The following is a 24,585-nucleotide window of genomic DNA, read 5'->3' on the forward strand; positions in this document are numbered from 1 at the left end:
GCGCCCCGCGGACCCACGGTGAGCGCGAGCCAGGGTGAGCGCGGCCGTCAGAGGCGGCCGCGCCGTTCACCGCGCTCCTGGCCGGCGGATCGGCGGCGCCGGGCGAGGACGACGACGCGCGCCAGCGCCGCAGCCACCAGGACTCCCAGCATGGTCAGCACGGACACGACGGGCAGCGTGAACGCCAGCACCACGCAGCTGATCGCGCCTACCACGTTCAGCCAGCGCGGCGCGTACCACTGCCGTTCCGTGAGCGTGAAGGCTGAGGCGTTGGCGACCGCGTAGTAGAGGAGCACGCCGAAGCTCGAGAAGCCGACGGCCGTGAGCACATCGGTGGTCAGCAGGAGGACCACCACCACGCCCGCCGTGACGATATCGGCGACCCACGGGACGGAGAAGCGGACGGAGACGCGCCGGAGCGGGCTCGGCAGGTCACCGCCCCGCGCCATCGCGAGCATCGTGCGGCCCACGCCCGCGATCAGGGCGAGCAGGGCGCCGAGGCTCGCGAGCGCTGCGGCGATCGTCACGACCGCGCCGCCGCGACCCATGCTCCCCTCGCCGGGGACCGCAAGATCCACCAGGTCGCGCAGCGGGGCCGAGCTGGCCGCGAGGGCGTCGGCGCCGAAGGCGTTGAGGAGCGAGAGCGAGAGCAACAGGTAGAGGAGCAGCGTGAAGCCGAGCGCACCGAGGATGGCCGCCGGGATGTTCCGGCGCGGGTTGCGCACCTCCTCGCCCATCGTCGCGATGCGCGCGTATCCGGCGAAGGCGAAGAACAGCAGCGCAGCGGCCTGCAGGACCCCCAGCACACCGGCGTCGCGCGCGGGGTCCGCCTGTAGTCCGTCCACGGCGGGAGAGGAGAACCCGATGACCACCACGAAGGCGAGGACGGGCACGACGACGGCGACGATCACGCGCGTGGCCAGGGCCGTCCGCGTCACGCCGAGGAGGTTGACCGCCGTCAGTCCGGCCACGGCGGCGACCGCGGCCGGCTTCTCGAGTCCCGGGGCGGCGTAGAGGCCGAACGTGAGGGCCATCGCCGCACAGGACGCCAGCTTGCCCGCCACGAAGCCGCTGCCTGCCACGAAGCCCGCCCAGTGCCCGAGCTGCTCCCTGCCGTACAGGTAGGTGCCACCGCTCGAAGGATGCCGGACGGCGAGGGAAGCCGTGGCCGCCGCATTGCAGTAGGCCACGAAGCCTGCGATCACGACGGACAGGGGAAGGAGCGCGCCTGCTGACCCGGCGGCGGGAGCGAACACCACGAAGGCGCCCGCTCCGATCATCGCGCCGACGCCCACGGTGGTGGCGTCGAACCCGCCCATCGCGCGGCGCAGGCCGGGTTGCTGCGTCATGTGTCTCCTGACCGAGAGGTGTGGATGCATGTGCGCGCCCCGGGACGGACCTGAGCGGCGCGACGGCTGTCCGGCCCGTCGGGGTGCTGCCGGTAAAGTTGTGCGGGCTTGAGACAACTCTAGGCAGGCGCTCCGCGTGCCCGCGATCATCCGTCACATCTGTGGGAAGGAATGCTGTGCTCCGCACGCATGAACTGGGCTCCCTTCGGCCCGAGCACGTAGGACAAACCGTCACCTTGGCAGGCTGGGTCGCCCGCCGCCGCGACCACGGCGGGGTGGCGTTCCTCGATCTGCGCGATGCCTCCGGCTTCGCGCAGGTCGTCGTGCGCGAGGAGGACGTCTTCTCGAGCCTGCGCAACGAGTACGTCCTGCAGATCGTCGGCACCGTGCAGCAGCGCCCCGAGGGCAACGAGAACCCGGCCCTCCCCTCCGGCGCGGTCGAGGTGATCGCCGAGACGGTGACCATCCTCAACACGTCCGAGCCGCTGCCGTTCCAGATCGACGAGCACGTCGAGGTGGGCGAGGAGGCGCGGCTGCGTCACCGCTACCTGGATCTCCGCCGCCCCGGCCCCCAGGCCAACCTGCGCCTGCGCTCCGAAGCCAGCCGCGTGGCCCGGGAATTGCTGCATCAGGACGGGTTCGTGGAGATCGAGACCCCGACGCTGACGCGCTCCACCCCCGAGGGTGCACGCGACTTCCTGGTCCCCGCGCGCCTCGCGCCAGGATCCTGGTACGCGCTCCCGCAGTCGCCGCAGCTGTTCAAGCAGCTCCTGCAGGTCGGCGGGTTCGAGAAGTACTACCAGCTGGCCCGCTGCTACCGCGACGAGGACTTCCGCGCGGACCGCCAGCCCGAGTTCACGCAGCTCGACATCGAGGCGAGCTTCGTCGAGGAGGACGACATCATCGCCCTCGGCGAGCATCTCGTCTCGCGCCTCTGGAAGCTGATCGATGTCGAGGTGCCCCTGCCCATCCGCCGCATGACCTACGCGGACGCTATGGCGAAGTACGGCTCCGACAAGCCGGACCTCCGCTTCGGGCTGGAGCTGACCGAGCTGACGGAGTTCTTCAAGGACACCGACTTCGGCGTGTTCAAGGCGCCCTACGTCGGGGCCGTCGTCATGCCCGGTGGGGCCTCGCAGCCCCGCCGCCAGCTCGACGCCTGGCAGGAGTGGGCCAAGCAGCGCGGCGCCAAGGGTCTCGCGTACGTCCTCATCGATGACGACGGCAGCCTCCGCGGCCCCGTCGCGAAGAACCTGACCGATTCCGAGCGGCAGGGTCTCGCCGCAGCCGTGGGGGCGAACCCCGGCGACTGCATCTTCTTCGGAGCGGGCGAGGCGTCGTCGTCCCGCGCCATCCTCGGTGCCGCGCGCGTCGAGATCGGACGCCGCACCGGACTCCTGAAGGACGGCGACTGGGCGTTCGTGTGGGTGGTGGACGCACCGATGTTCGAGCCCGCCTCCGCCGCCGTCGCGGCGGGTGACGTCGCCGTGGGCGGCGGGGCGTGGACGGCCGTGCACCACGCGTTCACCTCACCGAAGCCCGAGTTCATGGACTCCTTCGACGCGGACCCCGAGAACGCCCTCGCCTACGCCTACGACATCGTGTGCAACGGCAACGAGCTCGGCGGCGGGTCCATCCGTATCCACCAACGGGATGTCCAGGAACGCGTCTTCAAGGTCATGGGCCTCGGCGCCGAGGAAGCGCAGGAGAAGTTCGGCTTCCTCCTCGAGGGATTCAAGTACGGTGCGCCCCCGCACGGTGGGATCGCCCTCGGGTGGGACCGCGTGGTGTCGCTGCTGGCAGGTACGGATTCCATCCGCGACGTCATCGCGTTCCCGAAGTCGGGCGGCGGCTACGACCCGCTGACGGCGGCCCCGGCGCCCATCACGGCGCAGCAGCGCAAGGAGGCGGGTGTCGACGCCAAACCCGCCGCGAAGCCCGAGGCTTCCTCGAACACCGAGTAGCACGGCGTCACACACGCCACGAGGGCGGGTACCGGTCGGTGCCCGCCCTCGTCGTGCCTTCGGCGAGTGCGCTCCCGCATGAGCGCGCCCGCCACGTACCAGTTCGACATCCCCCGCACGACGGCGTCGCCCTGATCGCCGTCGGAGGAATCGGGACGTGACAGCGGGCGTGGTCGTCGTGCTGTGAAATAATCACCGCAGTACGTGCTCCGGGGTCGGTGTAAGTCCGAACCGGCGGTGATAGTCCGCGACCCGCTTCGTCGCCCCGCACCCGCGGGCGAGGGCGGTTGAGCCGGTGGAATTCCGGGACCGACAGTCAAAGTCTGGATGGGAGAAGCACGCACAGCAGGGCTCCGTCCGCGGTCCGTTCGTCGGCCTGCGGCCATGTCGTGGTTCGCCACGGCACGCTGCCTCCTGCCGCGCCATCACCCGGAGCCGCGTCGGACCGGTGGAGGATCGGCATGGACTTTCTGCAGTGGCTCTTCGAAGCCCGCATCCCCGTGGGGAACAGCTCCCTCCTGTTGCGCGAGGTGGTCGGCAACGTCTTCGGACTGCTCAGCGCCTTCGGCGGCATGCGCCGGCGCGTGTGGGCCTGGCCCGTGGGGATCATCGGCAACCTCCTGCTCCTCACCGTGTTCCTCGGTTCCCTGTTCGGCGCGGCGAGCGCCGCGAACCTCCTCGGGCAGGCCGGGCGTCAGATCATGTTCATCGCGGTCTCGGTCTACGGCTGGCGGCAGTGGCGGGCGAGCAGCCGGGCCAACGGCGACGGCGGCCAGGCGGTCACGCCACAGTGGGCAGGCAGCAGGGCGCGCATCGGCATGGTGATCTTCATGGTCGTCGGCACCTTCGCGCTGACCCCCCTGTTCCGCGTCCTCGGCTCCTACGAACCCGTCTGGGCGGATGCCTGGACCTTCGTCGGTTCGCTGCTCGCCACGTACGGCATGGCGAAGGGCTGGGTGGAGTTCTGGCTCGTCTGGGTGGCGGTGGACATCGTAGGGGTGCCCCTGCTCTTCAGTGCCGGCTACTACGCGAGTGCGTTCATGTACATGTTCTACGGGGCCTTCACGCTGGTCGGCTTCTTCGTGTGGGCGCGCGCCCAGCGCACCGCGAAGCCGAGCATCGAGACCCTCCTGCCGGATCCGACGCTCCGATGAGCACCACGTCGCCGCGGGTGTCCCCCGCCGAGCACGCCGCGATGCTGCGCGCCCTGGAGCTCGCAGGCCGTGGTGTGCGGGGCGCCAACCCGCTGGTCGGCGCCGTGGTGCTCTCGGCCGACGGCGAGACGCTGGGGGAGGGGTACCACCGCGGAGCCGGGACGCCGCACGCGGAACCGGCGGCGCTCGAGGACGCGCGCAACCGCGGCCATGACGTCCGCGGCGCCACGGCGGTCGTGACGCTCGAACCCTGCAACCACACCGGACGCACCGGCCCCTGCAGTGACGCCCTCCTCACGGCGGGCATCACGCGGGTCGTCCATGCGGCCGACGACGTCGACGCCGCCGCGTCCGGGGGAGCCGAGCGGCTCCGGCAGGCCGGCGTCGACTGCATCGGCGGCCTCGAGCGCTCCCGGTCCCTGCACCTCAACGAGCGGTGGGTGCGCTCCGTCCTCGATGCGCGGCCCTTCGTCACCCTGAAGTCCGCGCAGTCGCTCGACGGGCGCGTGGCGGCACGGGACGGCTCCAGTCGGTGGATCACGGGGGACGCCTCCCGCGGCGACGGCCACCGCATCCGCGCGCTGGCCGACGCCGTGCTCGTGGGGACGGGGACGGTCCTCGCGGACGATCCCCGGCTCACCGCGCGCGACGCCGCTCCGGTGCGTGCGGGCTTGAGGGTCGTCCTGGGCGCTTCGGAGGTGCCGGCGGACGCGGCCGTCCGCGGCGAGGGCTTCCTCCACCTGCAGACGCGGGACGTGCACGCCGCCCTCTCGGACCTCCACCGCCACGGTGTGCGTCATGTCCTGGTCGAGGGCGGGCCGCGTGTCGCCGCCGCCTTCCTGCGCGCCGGCGTCGTCGACGAGCTCTTCAGCTACGTGGCACCGCTGATCCTGGGCGGCGGCGCCCCCGCCTACCCCGAGCTCGGCGTCGACACGCTCGGTGACGCCCTCGCGTGGTCCCTCGACGACGCCGGCGGACCCGCCGTGCAGCAGTTCGGCCCCGACGTCCGCCTCCACCTGCGGCCCCCGCCGGGCTGACGACGTCGCCACCCCATCCACCGACCGCTGAACCCGAAGGAAGATCACATGTTCACAGGAATCGTGTCCGAACAGGGCAGAGTCGTCTCCCTCGATCTCAGGCCCGATGGCGAGAGCGCACTGCTCGTCGTCGAGGCGCCGGCCACGGGGCAGGACCTCGCACCCGGTGCGTCCCTCGCCGTCAACGGCGTCTGCCTGACCGCGGTCACGCTGGACGGCACGCGCGTCGGCGTCGACGTCATGGGTGAGACCCTGCGCCGTACCACCACGGGCGGGCTTGCACCCGGCACCCCCGTCAACCTCGAGCGGTGCGTTCCCGCCGGAGGGCGGCTGGACGGTCACGTGGTGCAGGGGCACGTCGACGGCGTCGGCGTGCTCCTCGAACGCGAGGATCTCGGTGCCTGGCACCGGCTGCGCTTCGGGTTGCCCGCCGATCTCGGGCGGTACGCGGCGGAGAAGGGGTCGGTGGCCATCGACGGCGTGTCCCTGACGGTGACGGCGGTCAGCGCTCCCGAGCGGCCCGAGCAGTGGTTCGAGGTGGGACTGATCCCCACCACGCTGCGCGAGACCGGCCTCGGCGCGAAGGCCGTCGGCGATCCCGTGAACCTCGAGATGGACGTCCTGGCGAAGTACGCCGAGCGGCTCCTCGGATTCGCAGCCGCGGATGCGGGCCGCCGGGCCGCCTCGTGAACGGCGCCATACGGCTCGATCCCGTCGCGGACGCAATCTCGGCCATCGCCGCGGGCCGCGCCGTCGTCGTGGTCGACGACGAGGACCGCGAGAACGAGGGCGACATCGTCTTCGCGGCCGAGGACGCGACGCCGGAGCTCGTGGGCTGGACCGTCCGCTGGACCTCGGGCGTGCTCTGCGTGCCCCTCCGGGCCGACGACGCCGACCGCCTCCTGCTGCCGCCCATGACCGCCGTCAACGAGGACTCGAAGGGCACCGCGTACACGGTGTCCTGCGATGCGGCCGCGGGCGTGACCACGGGCATCAGCGCCGCGGATCGTGCGCGCACGGCCCGGGTGCTCGCCGACGCCGCGAGTGTCCCGGCCGATCTGACGCGTCCCGGCCACGTCTTCCCGCTGCGCGCCCATCCCGGAGGCGTGCGCGTCCGTCCCGGACACACGGAGGCCGGCGTCGAACTCAGCGTCCTGGCGGACAAACGCCCCGCGGCCGTGATCGCCGAACTCGTGCACGACGACGGCGACATGATGCGTCTTCCCGCCCTCCGCCGCTTCGCGGACGAGCACGGGCTGCCCCTCGTCTCGATCGAGCACCTCGTGGCACACCTCGCGGAGTGCGACGCCGTCGGTGACGGACCGCCCGCCCTCGCGGGCCCGCACACCTCGCATCACTCACGAGCGACCTCCCGCCCTGAATCACCCACCCCTACCCGAGGAGAACCATGAGCGGCCACGGCGCACCCAGCATCGAGCCCGGCACGTTGACCACAGGCTCCGGCGCACCCCTGCGCCTGGCCATCATCGCCGCGAGCTGGCACACGGAGATCATGGACGGCCTGCTCGACGGCGCCCGCCGTGCCGCCGCAGAGGCCGGTGCCGCGGTGACCGAACTGCGGGTGCCCGGCAGCTTCGAGCTGCCCGTCGCCGCCGCCCGGCTCGCCCCCGAGTTCGACGCCGTCGTGGCCCTCGGCGTGGTGATCCGCGGCGGGACCCCGCACTTCGAGTACGTGTGCCAGGCGGCGACGTCCGGGCTCACCGAGGTGAGCGTGCGGACCGGTGTGCCCGTCGGCTTCGGCGTGCTCACGTGCGACACCGAGCAGCAGGGCCTGGACCGCGCCGGCCTGCCCGGCTCCTCCGAGGACAAGGGCCACGAGGCCGTCACCGCGGCGCTCGCGACGGCGGCCGTGCTGCACCCGTGGACGCGATGACCGGCCCGGCCGCCGTCGTGGGGGAGCAGGCACGTGAGGCCGCCCCTCCCCGAGCCGATAACCTAGGGACCGTGAAGACGTTTGAAGCCCTGTTCGAGGAGCTGAGCACCAAGGCCGCCGAGCGACCACCAGGATCGCGGACCGTCGCCGAGCTGGACTCGGGCGTGCACGGTATCGGCAAGAAGGTCGTCGAAGAGGCCGCCGAGGTGTGGATGGCTGCGGAGTACGAGTCGAACGAGAACGCCGCGGAGGAGATCTCGCAGCTGCTGTACCACCTGCAGGTGCTGATGATCGCCAAGGGCCTCACGCTCGAGGACGTCTACAAGCATCTGTAGCCGCCCGTCCGCGCCCACTGCTGCCCATCCTTCCCCGTAGCCCGGCGAGTGGCCCTGTTCGACCACCTCCTCCCCAGCGAAAGATCCCTCCATGCTCCGCGTCGCAGTCCCCAACAAGGGTGCCCTCTCCGAGGCCGCCTCGTCCATGCTCGCCGAGGCCGGCTACCGGCAGCGCCGGGACACCCGCGAGCTCGTCCTCGTGGACCCCGAGAACGAGATCGAGTTCTTCTTCCTGCGTCCCCGTGACATCGCCGTCTACGTGGGGTCCGGGACCCTCGACGTCGGCATCACCGGCCGCGACCTCTTCCTCGACGCGCAGGTCCAGGCGGAGGAGCTCATGCAGCTCGGCTTCGGAGCCTCCACCTTCCGCTTCGCCGGCCCCGTGGGCGATTTCTCGGCCGTCGCCGAGCTCGAGGGCAAGCGCCTGGCCACCAGCTACGAGGGTCTGCTCAAGGACTACCTCGCCGAGCGAGGCATCACCGCGTCCGTCGTGCGGCTCGACGGCGCCGTGGAATCCTCCGTGCGCCTCGGCGTCGCGGACGCGATCGCGGACGTCGTGGAGACGGGCAACACGCTGCGCGCCGCCGGCATGGAGATCTTCGGTGATCCCATCCTGCAGAGCGAAGCCGTACTCATCGGCCGCGCCGGGGTCGAGGCCCCGGCCGGGCTGGACGTGCTCCTGCGGCGCCTGCAGGGCGTCCTCGTGGCCCGGCAGTACGTGATGATGGACTACGACATCAAGCTCGACCTCGTGGACCGGGCGGCCGCGCTGACGCCGGGCCTGGAATCGCCGACCATCTCGCCGCTGCGGGATTCAGAGTGGGTCGCCGTGCGGTCCATGGTCAAGCGCAACCGGACCAACCGCATCATGGACGAGCTGTACGAGCTCGGTGCCCGCGCGATCCTGGTCAGCACCATCCACGCCTGCCGGATCTAGGGAGGGCCAGTCATGACCGTCGCCATCCGCGTGATCCCCTGCCTCGACGTCGACGCCGGCCGGGTGGTCAAGGGGGTCAACTTCGAGGACCTGCGCGATGCCGGGGACCCCGTCGAGTTGGCCCGCCGCTACGACCGCGCAGGCGCCGACGAACTGACCTTCCTCGACGTCACCGCCTCCTCGGGCAACCGCGAGACCACCTTCGACGTCGTCGCGCGGACCGCCGAGGAGGTCTTCATCCCCCTCACCGTCGGCGGGGGAGTCCGGGAGATCTCCGACGTGGACCGCCTGCTGCGCTTCGGCGCCGACAAGGCGTCCATCAACACCGCCGCCGTGGCGCGCCCCTCCGTGATCGACGAGATCACCCGGCACTTCGGCGCGCAGGTCCTCGTGCTGTCCCTCGATGCGCGCCGCACACGGGACGCGTCGACGCCGTCGGGATTCGAGGTGACCACCTACGGGGGCCGCAAAGGCACCGGGATCGACGCCGTCGCGTGGGCGAAGGAGGCCGCGGACCGCGGCGTGGGGGAGATCCTGCTGAATTCGATCGACGCCGACGGCACGAAGGAGGGCTTCGATCTCGAACTCATCCGTGCGGTGCGTGCGGCCGTCGGTGTGCCGCTCATCGCCTCGGGCGGAGCGGGCGAGCCGGCTCACTTCCCGCCGGCGGTCCAGGCCGGGGCGGACGCCGTCCTCGCCGCGTCGGTGTTCCACTTCGGTCCCGTCGACGCGATCGCCCAGGTCAAGAAAGCCATCCGGGACGCAGGCTTCCCCGTCCGCTGACCGGCCCGGAAGCGGGTCACTGCGGACGCCTGTGGGCGCAGGGCCGGGGGAGCGGCGGCCGCCGCGAAGGCTCAGAGGCCGACGTCGGCGCTCTCGAGCAGGGCGACGGCGTCGGGCTGACCTTCGAAGGTGACGAGGGCCTGCCGACGTCGACCGTGGGCGTGCAGGAGCAGTTCGCCCGGATCTCCGACGATCGCGACGGAGACGGGGGCGCGCTTCGCGACGTGGCGGGGGCCGTCCGGCCGGACGAGCACGATCCCGAGGTCCACGCCGCGGTACAGGATGGCAGCCCGCTTGACGAGGTCCTCCCACAGGGCGTTCGCGTAGGCCTCGTCGAGCGCCCGGGGCGCCCAGCGCGTCGTCGCCCGGCGCACGTCCTCCGTGTGGACGAAGTACTCGATGAGGTTCGCACTCCTGTCCACCGCGCCGATCCTCATCGGGGAGAGCGCGGGAGGGCCGGCGAGGAAGCGGCGCACCAGGGCCTCGTACCCGGCGGGCGTCGCGGCCCGCTGCCCGAGCTCCTTGGTTGCCCGCTCCGTGACGGGCGCGAACTTCTTCACCACCATGCCGAGGCCGAGGGCCGGCTTGTGCTCGCGGAGGTAGAGGTGGGAAGCGAGGTCGCGGGACGTCCACCCCTCACAGAGCGTGGGGGCGTCGGGACCGGCGGCGAGGAGCGTCTCGGCCAGCACTTCACGGGACGGGGCTACGTAGTGCATCACAGCTGAAAATAGCACGCGGTCGCGATCGGTGGCCGCGACCCGGACGCCGTCGGCAGCCGCGCCGCACGGGCCGGGTGCATCCCGAGCCGACCCCGGGACGGCGGGTGTCCGGCGGCCCTCCCGGCGCGGCGGTGGTCCTCCTCGTGGCCACTAGAATCGCAGGTGATGCCTTCTCCCACTCCCTCACCCCAGAACGGCTCCCAGCCGGGATCCACCGACCACGTGACGGTCCCGGACGCAGCGGCCGATCCCGCGCGTCTCGACCCCGCCATCGCGTCCGCCCTCTCGAGGGACGCCGCAGGCCTCGTCGCCGCCGTCGTGCAGCAGTACGACACCCTCGAGGTGCTCATGCTCGGATGGATGGACGAGGAGGCCCTCCGGCGGACGCTCACCACCGGACGGGTGACGTTCTGGTCGCGGTCGCGGTCGGAGTACTGGCGGAAGGGGGACACCTCCGGGCACCGCCAGTGGGTCAGGGGAGTCGCACTGGACTGCGACGGCGACGCCCTGCTCGTCACGGTGGACCAGGAGGGCGCGGCGTGCCACACCGGAACACGCACCTGCTTCGACGGGCGTGAGCTGCCCGCGGTGACCGACGCGAGCCAATCGAGCCGAGCGAACCGCGAGGTGCAGCAGATACAGCAGACGGCGACGCGCCCCGACGCGTCGGGCACCACCGACGCAGGAGGATCCTGATCATGCAGCCACGGCAGCAGCTCGGCACCATCAGCCCCACCCTCGAGGAGTTCCGCGAGCTCGCCCGCGACCGCCGGGTGGTCCCGGTGCACCTCAAGGTCCTCGCCGACGCCCACACGCCCATCGGCCTGTACCGGAAACTCGCCGACGGCCGTCCGGGGACCTTTCTCATGGAGTCCGCGGCGGTGGGCGGCGTGTGGTCCCGGTACTCGTTCATCGGCTCGCACTCGCGTGCCACCCTCACCACGCGCGACGGCGAGGCGCACTGGCTCGGTGAGCCGCCGTCGGGCGTCCCGACCGCCGGCGATCCGGTGGAGGCGCTGCGCCTCACCGTGGAGGCGCTCCGCACCGAGCGGTTCACGGACCTGCCGCCCTTCACCTCGGGCATGGTCGGTTTCGTGGGCTGGGAGGCCGTGCGGCACTGGGAGCGCCTCACCAGCCCGCCCGAGGACGATCTCCTCCTGCCGGAGCTCGCCATGTGCCTCGTGTCCGACCTCGCGGTGCACGACAACGCCGAGGGCTCCCTGACCCTGGTGGCGAACGCCGTCAACTTCGACGGCACGGACGAGCGCGTGGACGAGGCGTGGCACGACGCCGTGAGCCGCGTCCGCGCGATGCTCGCCGCCGTGGTGGCGCCCGCGGAGCTTCCCGTATCGGTCATGGCGGCGGGGGCGCCCACCGCGGAGGAGTCGATGGATCGCGTGCGGGAGTCCTGGTTCGAGCCGGACTACCTGCGGGCCATCGAGCGCGGCAAGCGGGCGATCGTGGACGGCGAGGTCTTCCAGGTGGTCATCAGCCGCCGCTTCGAGATCGAGTGCGACGCCTCGGCGCTGGACGTCTACCGGATCCTCCGCACCACCAACCCGAGCCCCTACATGTACCTCTTCAGCCTCGAGGACGCCGACGGCCGCGCCTACTCGATCGTCGGCAGCTCGCCGGAGGCACTCGTCACCGTCACGGGGGACGAGGTCATCACGCACCCGATCGCCGGCTCGCGGCCGCGCGGCAGGACCACCGAGGAGGACCGTGACCTCGCCGTCGAGCTCCGCGCCGACCTCAAGGAGAAGGCCGAACACCTGATGCTCGTGGACCTCGCACGGAACGATCTCTCGAAGGTCTGCGTGCCCGGCAGCGTCGACGTCACGCAGTTTATGGAGGTCGAGAAGTTCAGCCACATCATGCACCTCGTCTCCACGGTCGTCGGGACCCTCTCGCCGTCGAAGAGCGCCTACGACGTCTTGGCGGCGACCTTCCCGGCCGGCACCCTCTCCGGCGCCCCGAAGCCCCGTGCCCTCAGGATCATCGACGAGGTGGAACCGCACCGGCGAGGCATCTACGGCGGCGTTGTCGGCTACCTCGACTTCGCGGGTGACATGGACATGGCGATCGCGATCCGCTCGGCCCTGCTGCGCGACGGGACGGCGTACGTGCAGGCAGGCGGCGGGATCGTCGCCGATTCCGTCCTCGAGACCGAGGCGCTCGAGACCGTGAACAAGGCCGCCGCACCGCTGCGCGCCGCCCTCACCGCCGCGGCACTCCGGACCGCGACGTCGGACGCGCGATGAGCGCCGGTCAGCCCGCGCCCTCGCGGATGACGCGGCGCGGCGTCGTCGTGCTCGGCATCGTGGTCCTCGCGCTCCTCGCCTTCGGCTCGACCACCCAGACCTGGCTGTTCGTCCGGCTCCCGCAGGAGGCCGTGCAGACGCCGGACCTCGAGATCGCGGGCAGCGACGCCGCCGTCCCGGTCACCGCCTTCGCGCTCGTGGCCCTCGCCGCGGCCCTCGCGGTGTCGATCGCCGGCCGGGTGGCGCGCTGGATCATCGCCGTCCTCCTGGTCCTCGCAGGAACGGGGATCGCGCTGACCAGCGCCGGCGTCGCCCTCGATCCCCGCAACGCCGCCGAGCCGGCCATCGGCACGGCGATCGGTGTGAGCGGCTCGGCCGGCGCTGAGGCCACCGCCACCGCGCTGCCGTGGGTCGCCGCCGTCGCCGGGGTGCTGCTGGTCCTCGCCGCGGCCTGGGTGGTCCTCGCCGGCCGGAGCTGGGGGATCAACAAGCGGTACGACGCCGGGGCGGCGCGGGTGCCGCGCCCGGCAGGAGCGGGTCTCCTCCCGTCGGACAGCGCAGAGGCGCCGGTCGTGTCCGTCGGTGACGTGCCGCCCGGCGTCCGTCCGGATGCGGACCAGCACGCGGACACGGACCTGGAGACAGGTGTGGGCACCGACCGCTCGACGGGTGCGGCTGCGGCCGCACCGACCTCCGGCGGCGTGCCCCGACAGGCACCCACGGGACAGGCCGCCGACGGCGACGTCCCGGACCCGGGCGCCCCGGGGGAGAAGGATGCCCCGAAGGGCCCACGCCGTTCCTCCCACACCGACGAGATCGACAGTTGGGACCAGCTCTCGCGCGGCAACGACCCCACGGGCTGACGCGCCGGTCTTGGCCCGGCAGCGACAAGCATGCGGCACGGAGCGGCATGACGCCGGACGCAGCCGGTGCCGTCCGTCCGCGGCAACAGTGGCAGAATGGACTCGACCCGTTCGAAGGAGATATCCCATGGCATCCGAGACCCGCGAGTCGGCCACCCGTAACACGCCCGCCACCCACGCCCAGATGGGTGACGAGACCATCGGTCACGGCAACAGCCCTGCCGCGTGGACCTGCGTCCTCATCATGCTCGCCGGCGCAGCCGTGGCCTCCTTCGCATACATCCTCGCGAGCACCGAGGGCAACCACGACTTCGGCACCCTGCTGTTCTGGATCGGCATCGGCATCATGGTCGTCGGTCTGATCGTCGGGTTCATCCTGCGGAAGATCGGCTACGGCGTGGGCGGCTCGAAGCTGAAGAACAAGAGCCACTAGATGACGGTCCTCGACGACATCATCGAGGGTGTCCGCGAGGACCTCGCGGAGCGCCTCCGTGCACGCCCGCTCGAGGACGTCCGGCGCGCCGCGCTGGAGGCCACGCCGGCTCTCGACGCCTTCGCCGCCCTCGGGGCGGGCGCCGGGGCCGAGCTCGAGGTCATCGCCGAGGTGAAGCGGAGCAGTCCGTCGAAGGGCGCCCTCGCCGACATCGCGGACCCGGCATCCCTCGCCGCCTCCTACGCCGCGGGTGGGGCCGCCGTGATCTCGGTCCTCACCGAGGAGCGCCGGTTCGGCGGGTCGCTCGCCGATCTCGACGCCGTCCGCGCCGTGGTGGACGTGCCCGTGCTCCGCAAGGACTTCACGGTGGACGAGTACCAGATCTGGGAGGCCCGGGCACACGGGGCCGACGTCGTGCTCCTGATCGTGGCGGCACTCGGCCGGCAGGAGCTCGTCGACTTCCTCGCCCTCACCTCCCGGCTCGGCATGCACGCGATCGTGGAGACCCACACGGCGGAGGAGGTGGAGCGTGCCGTCGCTGCGGGAGCCCGCATCATCGGCGTGAACGTCCGCAACCTCAAGACGCTCGACGTCGACCGGGACGTGTTCCCCGCGCTGGCGGACCTCATACCCTCGGGAACCGTGGTGATCGCCGAGTCCGGCGTGCGGGACGTCACCGACGTCGCCGCCTATGCGGCGAGCGGGGCGCACGCCGTGCTCGTGGGTGAGGCCCTCGTCCGCTCCGACGATCCGGCGGCCGTCATCGACGACTTCCGGCGAACGGGCCGTACGCACCTCAGGCCGCACGCGGCGACCCGCGGCTGACGGACCGGACCGACCAGGACCACCCCCCGGTGATCACCGGGGCCACGTGCACCCTGCAGGGTGCACCGCACGCAGCGTGACGAAGAACAGGGACCGGGCAGCCGGTCCGGCGAGAACCCGGGCGGCCAACCCGCGCGGGTCAGGACCTACAGGACAGGAACGGTGGGAGTCATGACCGACCTACACCAGCACGCAGATCTGACGGAGACCGCAGCCGGGACCCCGGACGCGATCGACGAGGGCACCGCCGAGGCGTTCCTCAGCCACGACGAGAGCCTCCGGCACGCGCCCGGTCCCTACTTCGGCGCGTACGGCGGCCGCTGGATGCCCGAGTCGCTCATCGCCGCCTTGGACGAGCTGCAGGACACCTTCGACAAGGCCAAGGCGGACCCGGAGTTCACCGCGCAGGTGGCCGAGCTCAACAAGAACTACGCGGGCCGCCCGTCGCTGCTCACCGAGGCCACGCGCTTCGCGGAGCACTGCGGAGGCGTCCGCGTGTTCCTCAAGCGTGAGGACCTGAACCACACGGGCTCGCACAAGATCAACAACGTGCTCGGCCAGGCGCTGATCGCCAAGCGCATGGGCAAGACGCGCGTCATCGCGGAGACGGGTGCGGGTCAGCACGGCGTCGCCAGCGCGACGGCGGCGGCCCTGCTCGGCCTCGAGTGCGTCGTCTACATGGGCGCGGAGGACACACGCCGCCAGGCCCTGAACGTGGCACGCATGCAGCTCCTCGGCGCCACCGTCGTCCCGGTCACCAACGGCTCGCAGACCCTGAAGGACGCCATCAACGAGGCGCTGCGCGACTGGGTGGCGAACGTCGGGACGACCCACTACCTGCTCGGTACCGCGGCAGGCGCCCACCCCTTCCCCTCGATGGTCCGCTACTTCCACGAGGTCATCGGTGAGGAGGCACGCGAGCAGATCCTCGAGCAGACCGGCAGGCTGCCCGACGCCGTGACCGCCTGCGTCGGTGGCGGCTCCAACGCCATCGGCTTGTTCCACGGCTTCCTGGACGATCGCGGTGTGGCGCTCTACGGCTTCGAGGCAGGGGGCGACGGCGTCGAGACCGGCCGCCACGCGGCCACCATCACGCTGGGCCGCCCCGGCGTGCTGCACGGCGCGAGGTCCTACCTCATGCAGGACGAGGACGGCCAGACGATGGAGTCGCACTCCATCTCCGCAGGCCTCGACTACCCGGGCGTCGGCCCCGAGCACGCCTACCTCGCGGACATCGGACGCGCGCACTACGAGCCGATCACCGACAGCGAGGCCATGGACGCCTTCAAGGTGCTCAGCCAGACCGAGGGGATCATCCCCGCGATCGAGACCGCGCACGCCCTGGCCGGCACCATGAAGCTGGGCCGCCGCCTCGCCGAGCAGCTCGCTCCCGGGGAGAAGCCGTCGGACAGGATCATCGTCGTCAACCTCTCGGGGCGCGGGGACAAGGACGTCGCAACGGCGGCCGAGTACTTCGACCTGCTGCCCGAGGACAGCGCCGAGCAGGAGATGGCGCAGGAGGGGGAGCAGCTGTGACCACACAGGCACCCGACGGCCTTGCGGCCGTCCCCGCCGGCGCGGCGTCGAAGGCCGCGGCCGCCATCGAGAAGGCCCGGGCCGCGGGCCGTGCCGCGCTGATCGGCTACCTCCCCGCCGGCTTCCCCGACGTGCAGACCACCATCGACGCGGGTATCGCCATGGCACGCAACGGTGTGGACCTCATCGAGATCGGCATCCCGTACTCCGATCCCGTCATGGACGGCCACGTGATCCAGGAGGCGACGCTCCAGGCACTGTCCAACGGCTTCACCGTGGGGCGCATCTTCGACGTCGTCGAGGGCATCACGCGGGAGACCGACGCCGCCGTGCTCGTCATGACCTACTGGAATCCCGTGATGCGTATGGGTGTCCGTGAGTTCGCAGAGCGTCTCTCCGCCGCCGGCGGAGCCGGGCTGATCACCCCGGACCTCATCCCGGACGAGGCCTCGGAATGGCTCGAGATCTCTGCGGAGCTCGGGCTCGACCGCGTGTTCCTCGTGGCACCGTCCACCTCCCCGAAGCGCATGCAGAGCACGGTGGACGCCAGCAAGGGCTTCGTCTACGCCGTCTCGGTCATGGGCGTCACCGGCGCGAGGTCCTCGGTCGGCGCAGCGGCGGAAGCCGTCGTCGACGCCGCGCACGCTGCCGGAGCGGAACGGGTCTGTGTCGGCCTCGGGGTGTCGTCCTCGGCCCAGGTGCGCGAGATCGGCGCCTATGCTGACGGCGTGATCGTGGGCACCGCCCTCGTGGCCGCCCTCCGTGACGGCGGGGTGAAGGCCGTCGCCGAACTGACCCGGGAGCTGAGCACCGGGACGCCGAAGAGCACCCCGGCGGGCGCAGTATGAACGGCGTGCGCATCGCGGCGTCCATCCCGAGCCCTCCGGCCGAGTGGGCGAGCTTCGCCCTGGGTCCGGTCACCATCCACGCCTACGCCCTGTGCATCCTGGCCGGGATCATCCTGGCGCTCGTCCTGACCCAGAAGCGCTTCGTGTCCTTCGGCGGTCACGCCGACGCCGTGTGGGACATCGCCATCTGGGCCATCCCCTTCGGCATCATCGGCGGCAGGCTCTACCACGTGGTGTCCTCGCCGGACGCCTACTTCGGCCCGGACGGCGACCTCGCGCGCATCCCGCAGATCTGGCTGGGCGGCCTCGGGATCTGGGGCGCCATCGCCCTCGGCGCCGTCGGCGCGTGGATCGGTGCACGGCGCGCGGGCGTCAAGCTGTCCGCCTTCGCCGACGCCGCCGCTCCGGGCGTCCTGCTCGCGCAGGCCGTGGGCAGGATCGGCAACTGGTTCAACCAGGAGCTCTTCGGCGCTCCCACCACGCTCCCGTGGGGTCTCGAGATCGACGCCGACAACGCCAACTTCCCGCTCGACCAGGAACCCGGCACGCTCTTCCACCCCACGTTCCTGTACGAGCTCCTCTGGAACCTGGCAGGGGTCGCCCTGCTGCTCCTCCTCGCGCGGAAGCTGAACCTCCGTGGCGGCCGCATGTTCTGGCTCTACGCCGCCTACTACACGCTCGGACGCGTGTGGATCGAGGCGCTCCGGATCGACGACGCCGAGCTGGTCACCTTCTTCGGCGTGACCCAGCGCCTGAACGTCTGGGTGAGCATCGGTGTGTTCCTCGTGGCGCTGGCGGTGCTGATCTACCTCGCGGTGCGCAGGCGTCCGGCCGATGCGCCGTCGGTCTACCTGCCGGGCAGGGAACCGAAGGCCGACGGCGGCGCGGCAGCCGGCTCGACCGACGGCGGCTCCGCCGCAGCGGAGGAGGCGGCCGGGACCGACACGGCCGGTACGACGGCGGACGGGAAGCCCTCCGGAGGGTCGTCCGTGACCGGTTCGACCGCCGGTCCGACGGCTGGTTCGACCGCTGCTGCGGCGAGCGACGACGCCCCGGGGGACGCTTCCCGGACGGACGACGACGAGGGCGCAGATCACGCTTCGGTCTCAGGTGACCACGCGGTCGCTGAGGGTCGGGGAGCCGCGAAGGGCCGTGGTAATCTGTCCGAAACAAACGGCTCCTGAGAGGCGCATCACGCCTCCGAGGGTCCCGCGAGAGCGGAGCCGCGCGTTTCGATCACACCAGCAGTCCCCGGGCCACCGCCCCTCAAGGACGCAACACCACACAGTTGTGGACTCCAGGTGCAACGGCCGGGTCACCGCCCCGCCGTCACCGCATGGCCCGGCCTACGCACAACCTCGCACCGCTCGCCCGCCGACTCAGCCGGGCGCCGGTGGCCGGACGATGTCCAAGAGATCGACAGACGGCGCCCGCCGATCACGCCGGGTGGCCGCGGGGCCAAGGCTGTCCCCTCCCGACGCTCCACGATGGGGGAAGGATCCTTAATATGACTGCTCCGACACCAGGAACCCCGACCGACGCTCGTCACACCGACACGCCTCACGTCGAGGTACAGGACCACGCCTCGGGGGAGACCCGCGCGGAATCCCCGTTCACGCGCTTCGCAGCCATCCCCGAGGCCTCGGGCCTGTACGACCCGGAGAACGAGAAGGATGCCTGCGGCCTCGCGGTGATCGCCACCCTCCGCGGCGAACCCGGGCACGACATCGTCGACGCCGCGCTGACCGCCCTGCGCAATCTCGAGCACCGCGGCGCCGTCGGCGCGGACGAGGGCACGGGTGACGGAGCAGGGCTGCTGACGCAGGTCCCCGACGAGTTCTTCCGTGCAGTCGTCGACTTCGCGTTGCCGCCCGCCGGCTCCTACGTCGTCGGCACGGCCTTCCTGCCCGCCGAGGCGAAGGAGGAGGAGACCGCCCGCGCCGGGCTGGAATCCATCGCCGAGTCCGAGGGGCTCGCGGTCCTCGGGTGGCGTGTGGTGCCCGTGGCCGCCGAGCTCGTCGGTTCGATGGCGCGGGCCTGCATGCCGCACTTCGTGCAGTTGTTCCTCGCGCCGGCCGACGGCGACGCCTCCGACCTCGAGGCGAAGGCGTTCCGTGTTCGCAAGCGGGCGCAGAACAAGTACGGCGTCTACTTCCCGTCGTTGTCCTCGAAGACGATCGTCTACAAGGGGATGCTCACCACGGCGCAGCTCGAGCCGTTCTACCCGGACCTGTCGGACGAGCGGTTCACCACGCGCCTCGGGATCGTCCACTCACGGTTCTCCACGAACACCTTCCCGTCCTGGCCCCTCGCGCAGCCGTTCCGCACCATCGCCCACAACGGTGAGATCAACACCGTGAAGGGCAACCGCAACTGGATGCGCGCACGCCAGTCGCAGCTCGCCAATCCGCTGCTCGGCGATTCGCCCGAGGACCTGTACCCCATCTGCACCCCCGGGGCCTCCGACTCGGCCTCCTTCGACGAGGTCGCGGAGCTGCTCACGCTCTCCGGCAGGCCCATCACGCACTCGATCATGATGATGGTGCCCGAGGCGTGGGAGAACCACGCCACCATGGACCCCGCCCGCCGCGCCTTCTACCAGTACCACTCCATGCTCATGGAGCCCTGGGACGGACCTGCCGCGGTCTCCTTCACCGACGGCCGCCTGGTCGGCGCCGTGCTCGACCGCAACGGTCTGCGCCCGGCGAGGTACTGGGTCACGGAGGACGGCCTCGTCATCCTCGCCTCCGAGGTGGGCGTGATCGACGTCGAACCCTCCCGCGTGGTCCGCAAGGGCCGGGTCTCACCCGGCAAGATGTTCCTCGTCGACACCGAGGAGGGCCGCCTCATCGAGGACCAGGAGATCAAGGCGGAGGTCGCCGCCGCGAACCCCTGGGGCGAGTGGGTCAAGGAGAACCTGATCCAGCTCGAGGACCTGCCGGAGCGCGAGCACGTCGTGCACACCAAGGCCTCGATCAACCGGCGCCAGCGCACCTTCGGCTACACGCAAGAGGAACTGCGCATCCTCCTCGGCCCCATGGCGAAGAACGCCGCAGAACCGCTCGGCGCCATGGGGTCCGACACCCCGATCGCCGTGCTGTCCAAGCGGCCGCGCCTGCTCTTCGACTACTTCGTGCAGTCCTTCGCGCAGGTCACCAACCCACCGCTGGACTCCATCCGCGAGGAGCTCGTGACGTCGATGGGCGTCACCATCGGCCCGGACGGCAACCTGCTCTCCACCGGGCAGGTGCGCTCCAAGCAGATCGCCCTGAAGTTCCCCGTCATCACCAATGACGAGCTTGCGAAGATCGCCAACCTCGAGACCGAGGAGGGCGACCGCCTGACCGTCCGCGTGCGCGGCCTGTACCGGCACGAGGGAGGCGAGGCCTCCCTGCGCGCGCGGCTCGCGGAGATCTGCGAGCAGGTTTCCGGCGCCCTGAACCGCGGCGTCGAGTACGTGGTCCTCTCGGATCGCGACTCCAACGCCCAGTGGGCCCCCATCCCGTCGCTGCTCCTCACGAGCGCCGTCCATCACCACCTGCTCAAGAGCGCCAACCGCACCAAGACCTCCCTCGTGGTCGAGGCCGGGGATGTCCGCGAGGTCCACCACGTCGCCGTCCTGATCGGGTACGGCGCCTCCGCGGTGAACCCGTACCTCGCGATGGAGAGCTGCGAGGAGCTCGTCCGCAACGGTGACATCACCGGGGTCACGGCCGAAGCCGCCGTCGCCCATCTCATCAAGGGCCTCGGCAAGGGCGTCCTGAAGATCATGTCCAAGATGGGCATCTCCACCGTCAGCTCCTACTGCGGTGCTCAGACCTTCGAGGCGCTCGGGCTGTCGCAGGAACTCGTGGACGAGTACTTCCACGGCACGCAGACCCAGCTCGGCGGCGTGGGCCTCGACGTGATCGCCGCGGAGACCGCCGCACGGCATGACACGGCGTACCCGCAGGACGGCATCGAGGACCCGCACCGCGGCCTCGACAACGGCGGCGAGTACCAGTGGCGCCGCGAGGGCCCGCCGCACCTCTTCAACCCGGAGACGGTGTTCCGGCTGCAGCACGCCACGCGCGAGCGCCGCTACGACATCTTCAAGGCGTACACGCAGGGCGTCGACGACCAGTCGAAGGAGCTCATGACGCTGCGCGGACTGCTGAAGCTCCGCGGGGACGTGCGGGAGCCCATCGGCATCGACGAGGTGGAACCGGTCTCCCAGATCGTCAAGCGCTTCTCGACGGGGGCCATGAGCTACGGCTCCATCTCCCAGGAGGCGCACGAGACCCTCGCCATCGCGATGAACCGCCTCGGCGGGAAGTCGAACACGGGGGAGGGCGGCGAGGACGTCGAGCGCCTCATGGACCCGGAGCGCCGCTCCGCCATCAAGCAGGTGGCCTCCGGACGCTTCGGCGTCACGAGCCTCTACCTGACCAACGCCGACGACATCCAGATCAAGATGGCGCAGGGAGCCAAGCCCGGTGAGGGTGGGCAGCTGATGAGCCAGAAGGTCTACCCCTGGATCGCCCGCACGCGGCACTCCACGCCCGGCGTGGCGCTCATCTCCCCGCCGCCGCACCACGACATCTACTCCATCGAGGACCTCGCTCAGCTCATCTACGACCTCAAGCGGTCTAACCCGAGGGCGCGCGTCCACGTCAAGCTTGTCTCCGAGGTGGGCATCGGTACCGTGGCAGCGGGCGTCACGAAGGCCAAGGCCGACGTCGTCCTGGTGTCCGGGCACGACGGCGGGACGGGCGCCTCGCCGCTGAACTCCCTCAAGCACGCGGGCATCCCGTGGGAGCTCGGTCTCGCCGAGACACAGCAGACGCTCATGCTCAACGGGCTCCGCGACCGCGTGGTGGTCCAGGTGGACGGGCAGCTGAAGACCGGCCGCGACGTCGTCATCGCCGCCCTGCTCGGCGGCGAGGAGTTCGGTTTCGCGACCGCGCCGCTGATCGTCTCGGGCTGCATCATGATGCGTGTCTGCCACCTCGACACCTGCCCCGTGGGCGTCGCGACCCAGAACCCCGAGCTGCGCAGCCGCTTCACCGGCAAGCCGGAGTTCGTGGTCAACTTCTTCGAGTTCATCGCCGAGGAGGTCCGTGAGCTCCTGGCGGAGCTCGGCTTCCGGACCCTCGAGGAGGCGATCGGCCACAGCGAGCTGCTCGACGCCCGCACGGCCGTGGAGCACTGGAAGGCCGACGGGCTGGATCTCGACCCGATCCTGCGGGGCAACGAGTTCGACTCGGGTGAACCGATGCGCAACCTCTATCCGCAGAACCACGATCTGGACCAGCACTTCGACAACAAGCTGATCGAGATGAGCGCCGACGCCCTGCAGCACCGCTCCCCGGTGCGGATCGTGCTCGACGTCGTCAACACGGACCGCTCGGTGGGCACCATGCTGGGCCACGAGGTGACGCGCACCTTCGGTCTCGACACCCTGGCCACGAACACGATCGACGTCACGCTCTCCGGCCAGGCCGGGCAGTCCCTCGGGGCGTTCCTGCCCGCCGGGATCACGCTGCGGCTCCTGGGGGACTCGAACGACTACGTCGGCAAGGGCCTCTCGGGCGGGCGGATCATCGTGCGCCCGGACCGCTCCAACGTCTTCCGCGCCGAGCACAACGTGATCGCGGGCAACGTGATCGGGTACGGCGCCACGAGCGGGGAGATGTTCCTCCGCGGCCAGGTGGGGGAGAGGTTCCTCGTGAGGAACTCCGGTGCCACGGCGGTGGTCGAGGGGATCGGCGACCACGGCTGCGAGTACATGACCGGCGGGCAGGCGCTCGTCCTCGGACCGACGGGCCGCAACTTCGGGGCGGGCATGTCCGGCGGAACCGCCTTCGTCCTCGACCTCGACCGCGCGCGCGTGAACAAGCAGAGCCTCGAGAACGGTGAGCTCCTGCTCGTCGACCTCGACGCTGAGGACATCGAGATCGTCCGGCACCTCCTCATCCAGCACGTCGAGGAGACTGAATCCACCCTCGCGGAGACGCTCCTCGGCACGTTCGAGGACACCGTCCGCCGCTTCACCAAGGTCCTGCCGCGCGACTACGCCGCGGTGCTGGACGCCCGTGCCACGGCTGCCGAACAGGGTCTCGACCCCGACGGCGAAGAGGCCTGGACCAAGATCCTGGAGGTGACCGGTGGCTGACCCACGCGGATTCCTGAAAGTACGCGAGCGCGAGACCCAGCCCCGACGGCCCGTACCGGTCCGCATCATGGACTGGAAAGAGGTGTACGAGGCGCAGGAGAAGGGTGTCCTGAAGGCGCAGGCGGGCCGCTGCATGGACTGCGGCATCCCGTTCTGCCACCAGGGCTGCCCGCTGGGCAACCTCATCCCCGAGTGGAACGACCTCACGTTCCGGGACAAGGGCCGTGAGGCGATCGACCGGCTCCACGCCACGAACAACTTCCCCGAGTTCACCGGCCGGCTCTGCCCGGCCCCGTGCGAGTCCTCCTGCGTGCTCGGCATCAACCAGCCGCCCGTCACCATCAAGCAGGTCGAGGTCTCCATCGCTGACCAGGCCTTCGGTGAGGGCTGGGTGGAGCCGCACCCGCCGGAGCGCCTCACGGGCCGCACGGTCGCCGTCGTCGGGTCCGGGCCGGCGGGTCTCGCCGTCGCCCAGCAGCTCACCCGCGCCGGGCACACGGTCGCCGTGTACGAGCGGGACGACCGCATCGGCGGCCTGCTGCGCTACGGCATCCCCGACTTCAAGATGGAGAAGATCCACCTGGAGCGGCGTCTCGACCAGATGAAGGCCGAGGGCACTCGGTTCCGCACCGGCGTGGACGTCGGCAAGGACATCAGCTGGGGACAGCTCAAGCGTCGCTACGACGCCGTCGTCGTCGCCACCGGCGCCACGGTGCCGCGCGATCTCAGCATCCCGGGCCGTGAGCTCGACGGCGTGCACTTCGCCATGGACTACCTCGTGCAGGCGAACCGCGTGGTGGCGGGCGAGGACGTCGAGGACCAGATCCACGCCGAGGGCAAGCACGTGGTGATCCTCGGCGGCGGTGACACGGGAGCCGACTGCCTGGGTACCGCGCACCGGCAGAAGGCCGCCTCGGTCACGACCCTCGCGATCGGGCAGCAGCCGCCCACGGAGCGCCGCCCGGACCAGCCGTGGCCCACGTTCCCCACGCTGTTCGACATCGCTAGTGCCCACGAGGAGGGTGGCGAGCGCCGCTACCTCGCCTCCACAGTGCGCTTCGTCGGTGACGGCGGCGTGCTTCGCGGCATCGAGGTGGCAGAGACGGAGTTCGTCGACGGCCGCCGCGTCCCGAAGGCCGGCACGGAGCGCGAGATCCCCGCGGACCTCGTGTTCCTCTCGCTCGGCTTCACCGGGGCGGAGCCCGCAGGGATCACGGAGCAGGTCGAGGCAGCGTTCGACGAGCGCGGCAACCTGGCGCGCGACGGCTACTACATGACGAACACGCCCGGCGTCTTCTCGGCCGGCGACGCCGGTCGCGGACAGTCCCTGATCGTCTGGGCCATCGCGGAGGGCCGCGCGTGCGCGGCCGCCGTGGACACGTGGCTGATGGGGTCCACCAAGCTGCCCGCTCCCGTCGCACCCACCGACCGCTCCATCGCGGTCCTGTAAGGCACGTCGGCGTCCGGATCCGCTGTATCGGGTCCGGACGTCG

Annotated in this window: 21 protein-coding genes and 1 riboswitch; of the genes, 19 read left to right on the forward strand and 2 right to left on the reverse strand. The window is 71.1% G+C overall.

Annotated elements, in window-relative coordinates:
* Positions 1–47 precede the first annotated feature (47 nt).
* Positions 48–1,349: an APC family permease gene (locus AC4D16_RS01040; RefSeq protein ID WP_490953639.1), complete on the reverse strand. Its 1,302-nt coding sequence runs from the start codon at positions 1,347–1,349 to the stop codon at positions 48–50.
* A gap of 176 nt (positions 1,350–1,525) precedes the next feature.
* Here AC4D16_RS01040 and aspS point away from each other — a divergent pair, with 176 nt between their 5' ends.
* From aspS to hisF, 9 genes are all read left to right on the forward strand, one after another.
* On the forward strand, positions 1,526–3,313 hold the full coding sequence (gene aspS / locus AC4D16_RS01045) for an aspartate--tRNA ligase (RefSeq protein ID WP_490953640.1): 1,788 nt from the start codon (positions 1,526–1,528) through the stop codon (positions 3,311–3,313).
* Between the two features lie 201 nt (positions 3,314–3,514).
* Positions 3,515–3,656: riboswitch (FMN riboswitch) on the forward strand.
* Between the two features lie 118 nt (positions 3,657–3,774).
* Entirely contained in the window at positions 3,775–4,467 is a 693-nt protein-coding gene (gene pnuC / locus AC4D16_RS01050) for a nicotinamide riboside transporter PnuC (protein WP_490953641.1), read from the forward strand.
* Positions 4,464–5,504 (forward strand): bifunctional diaminohydroxyphosphoribosylaminopyrimidine deaminase/5-amino-6-(5-phosphoribosylamino)uracil reductase RibD, encoded by a 1,041-nt coding sequence (gene ribD / locus AC4D16_RS01055; RefSeq protein WP_490953642.1) that lies wholly within the window; start codon positions 4,464–4,466, stop codon positions 5,502–5,504. Before pnuC ends, ribD begins: the two co-directional genes overlap by 4 nt.
* 48 nt (positions 5,505–5,552) lie before the next feature.
* Entirely contained in the window at positions 5,553–6,194 is a 642-nt protein-coding gene (locus AC4D16_RS01060) for a riboflavin synthase (protein WP_490953643.1), read from the forward strand.
* Positions 6,191–6,916 carry a 3,4-dihydroxy-2-butanone-4-phosphate synthase gene (ribB, locus tag AC4D16_RS01065; RefSeq protein WP_490953644.1) on the forward strand — a complete coding sequence of 242 codons (726 nt, stop codon included), beginning with the start codon at positions 6,191–6,193 and terminating at the stop codon, positions 6,914–6,916. Before AC4D16_RS01060 ends, ribB begins: the two co-directional genes overlap by 4 nt.
* Positions 6,913–7,398 carry a 6,7-dimethyl-8-ribityllumazine synthase gene (gene ribH / locus AC4D16_RS01070; protein ID WP_490953645.1) on the forward strand — a complete coding sequence of 162 codons (486 nt, stop codon included), beginning with the start codon at positions 6,913–6,915 and terminating at the stop codon, positions 7,396–7,398. Before ribB ends, ribH begins: the two co-directional genes overlap by 4 nt.
* A 71-nt stretch (positions 7,399–7,469) precedes the next feature.
* Positions 7,470–7,733 (forward strand): phosphoribosyl-ATP diphosphatase, encoded by a 264-nt coding sequence (locus tag AC4D16_RS01075; protein WP_490949277.1) that lies wholly within the window; start codon positions 7,470–7,472, stop codon positions 7,731–7,733.
* A 91-nt stretch (positions 7,734–7,824) separates the two neighbouring features.
* On the forward strand, positions 7,825–8,670 hold the full coding sequence (gene hisG, locus AC4D16_RS01080) for an ATP phosphoribosyltransferase (protein ID WP_490953646.1): 846 nt from the start codon (positions 7,825–7,827) through the stop codon (positions 8,668–8,670).
* 12 nt (positions 8,671–8,682) lie between these two features.
* Positions 8,683–9,453, forward strand: coding sequence for an imidazole glycerol phosphate synthase subunit HisF (hisF, locus tag AC4D16_RS01085; protein WP_490953647.1), 771 nt, complete (start codon positions 8,683–8,685; stop codon positions 9,451–9,453).
* 71 nt (positions 9,454–9,524) lie between these two features.
* On the opposite strand, the gene AC4D16_RS01090 is transcribed toward hisF, so the two are convergent.
* A complete protein-coding gene (locus tag AC4D16_RS01090) occupies positions 9,525–10,169 on the reverse strand; it encodes a TIGR03085 family metal-binding protein (RefSeq protein WP_490953648.1) in 645 nt (214 codons plus the stop codon).
* Positions 10,170–10,337: 168 nt separating this feature from the next.
* On the opposite strand from AC4D16_RS01090, the gene hisI reads away from it, so the two are divergent.
* The 10 genes from hisI (at position 10,338) to AC4D16_RS01140 (ending at position 24,542) form a co-directional block, all read left to right on the forward strand.
* Complete coding sequence (hisI, locus tag AC4D16_RS01095; protein WP_490953649.1) at positions 10,338–10,868, forward strand: phosphoribosyl-AMP cyclohydrolase; 531 nt, start codon at positions 10,338–10,340, stop codon at positions 10,866–10,868.
* A 2-nt stretch (positions 10,869–10,870) separates the two neighbouring features.
* Positions 10,871–12,433: an anthranilate synthase component I gene (locus AC4D16_RS01100; protein WP_490953650.1), complete on the forward strand. Its 1,563-nt coding sequence runs from the start codon at positions 10,871–10,873 to the stop codon at positions 12,431–12,433.
* The gene (locus AC4D16_RS01105; RefSeq protein ID WP_490953651.1) at positions 12,430–13,296 is read left to right on the forward strand and encodes a Trp biosynthesis-associated membrane protein; all 867 of its coding nucleotides are present in this window, start codon (positions 12,430–12,432) and stop codon (positions 13,294–13,296) included. The genes AC4D16_RS01100 and AC4D16_RS01105 overlap by 4 nt, the downstream gene beginning before the upstream one ends.
* Before the next feature lie 127 nt (positions 13,297–13,423).
* Positions 13,424–13,729 carry an HGxxPAAW family protein gene (locus tag AC4D16_RS01110; protein ID WP_490953652.1) on the forward strand — a complete coding sequence of 102 codons (306 nt, stop codon included), beginning with the start codon at positions 13,424–13,426 and terminating at the stop codon, positions 13,727–13,729.
* Positions 13,730–14,554, forward strand: a complete 825-nt coding sequence (gene trpC, locus AC4D16_RS01115) for an indole-3-glycerol phosphate synthase TrpC (protein WP_490953653.1) — start codon at positions 13,730–13,732, stop codon at positions 14,552–14,554.
* Positions 14,555–14,725: 171 nt separating this feature from the next.
* On the forward strand, positions 14,726–16,090 hold the full coding sequence (gene trpB / locus AC4D16_RS01120; RefSeq protein ID WP_490949268.1) for a tryptophan synthase subunit beta: 1,365 nt from the start codon (positions 14,726–14,728) through the stop codon (positions 16,088–16,090).
* Positions 16,087–16,938 carry a tryptophan synthase subunit alpha gene (trpA, locus tag AC4D16_RS01125; protein WP_490953654.1) on the forward strand — a complete coding sequence of 284 codons (852 nt, stop codon included), beginning with the start codon at positions 16,087–16,089 and terminating at the stop codon, positions 16,936–16,938. Before trpB ends, trpA begins: the two co-directional genes overlap by 4 nt.
* Positions 16,935–18,122 carry a prolipoprotein diacylglyceryl transferase gene (gene lgt, locus AC4D16_RS01130; protein ID WP_490953655.1) on the forward strand — a complete coding sequence of 396 codons (1,188 nt, stop codon included), beginning with the start codon at positions 16,935–16,937 and terminating at the stop codon, positions 18,120–18,122. The genes trpA and lgt overlap by 4 nt, the downstream gene beginning before the upstream one ends.
* A 323-nt stretch (positions 18,123–18,445) precedes the next feature.
* Positions 18,446–23,092 (forward strand): glutamate synthase large subunit, encoded by a 4,647-nt coding sequence (gene gltB, locus AC4D16_RS01135; RefSeq protein ID WP_490953656.1) that lies wholly within the window; start codon positions 18,446–18,448, stop codon positions 23,090–23,092.
* Positions 23,085–24,542, forward strand: coding sequence for a glutamate synthase subunit beta (locus AC4D16_RS01140; RefSeq protein WP_490949264.1), 1,458 nt, complete (start codon positions 23,085–23,087; stop codon positions 24,540–24,542). The genes gltB and AC4D16_RS01140 overlap by 8 nt, the downstream gene beginning before the upstream one ends.
* Positions 24,543–24,585: the final 43 nt, after the last annotated feature.

It is taken from the genome of Arthrobacter sp. TJ-236, from assembly GCF_058269235.1.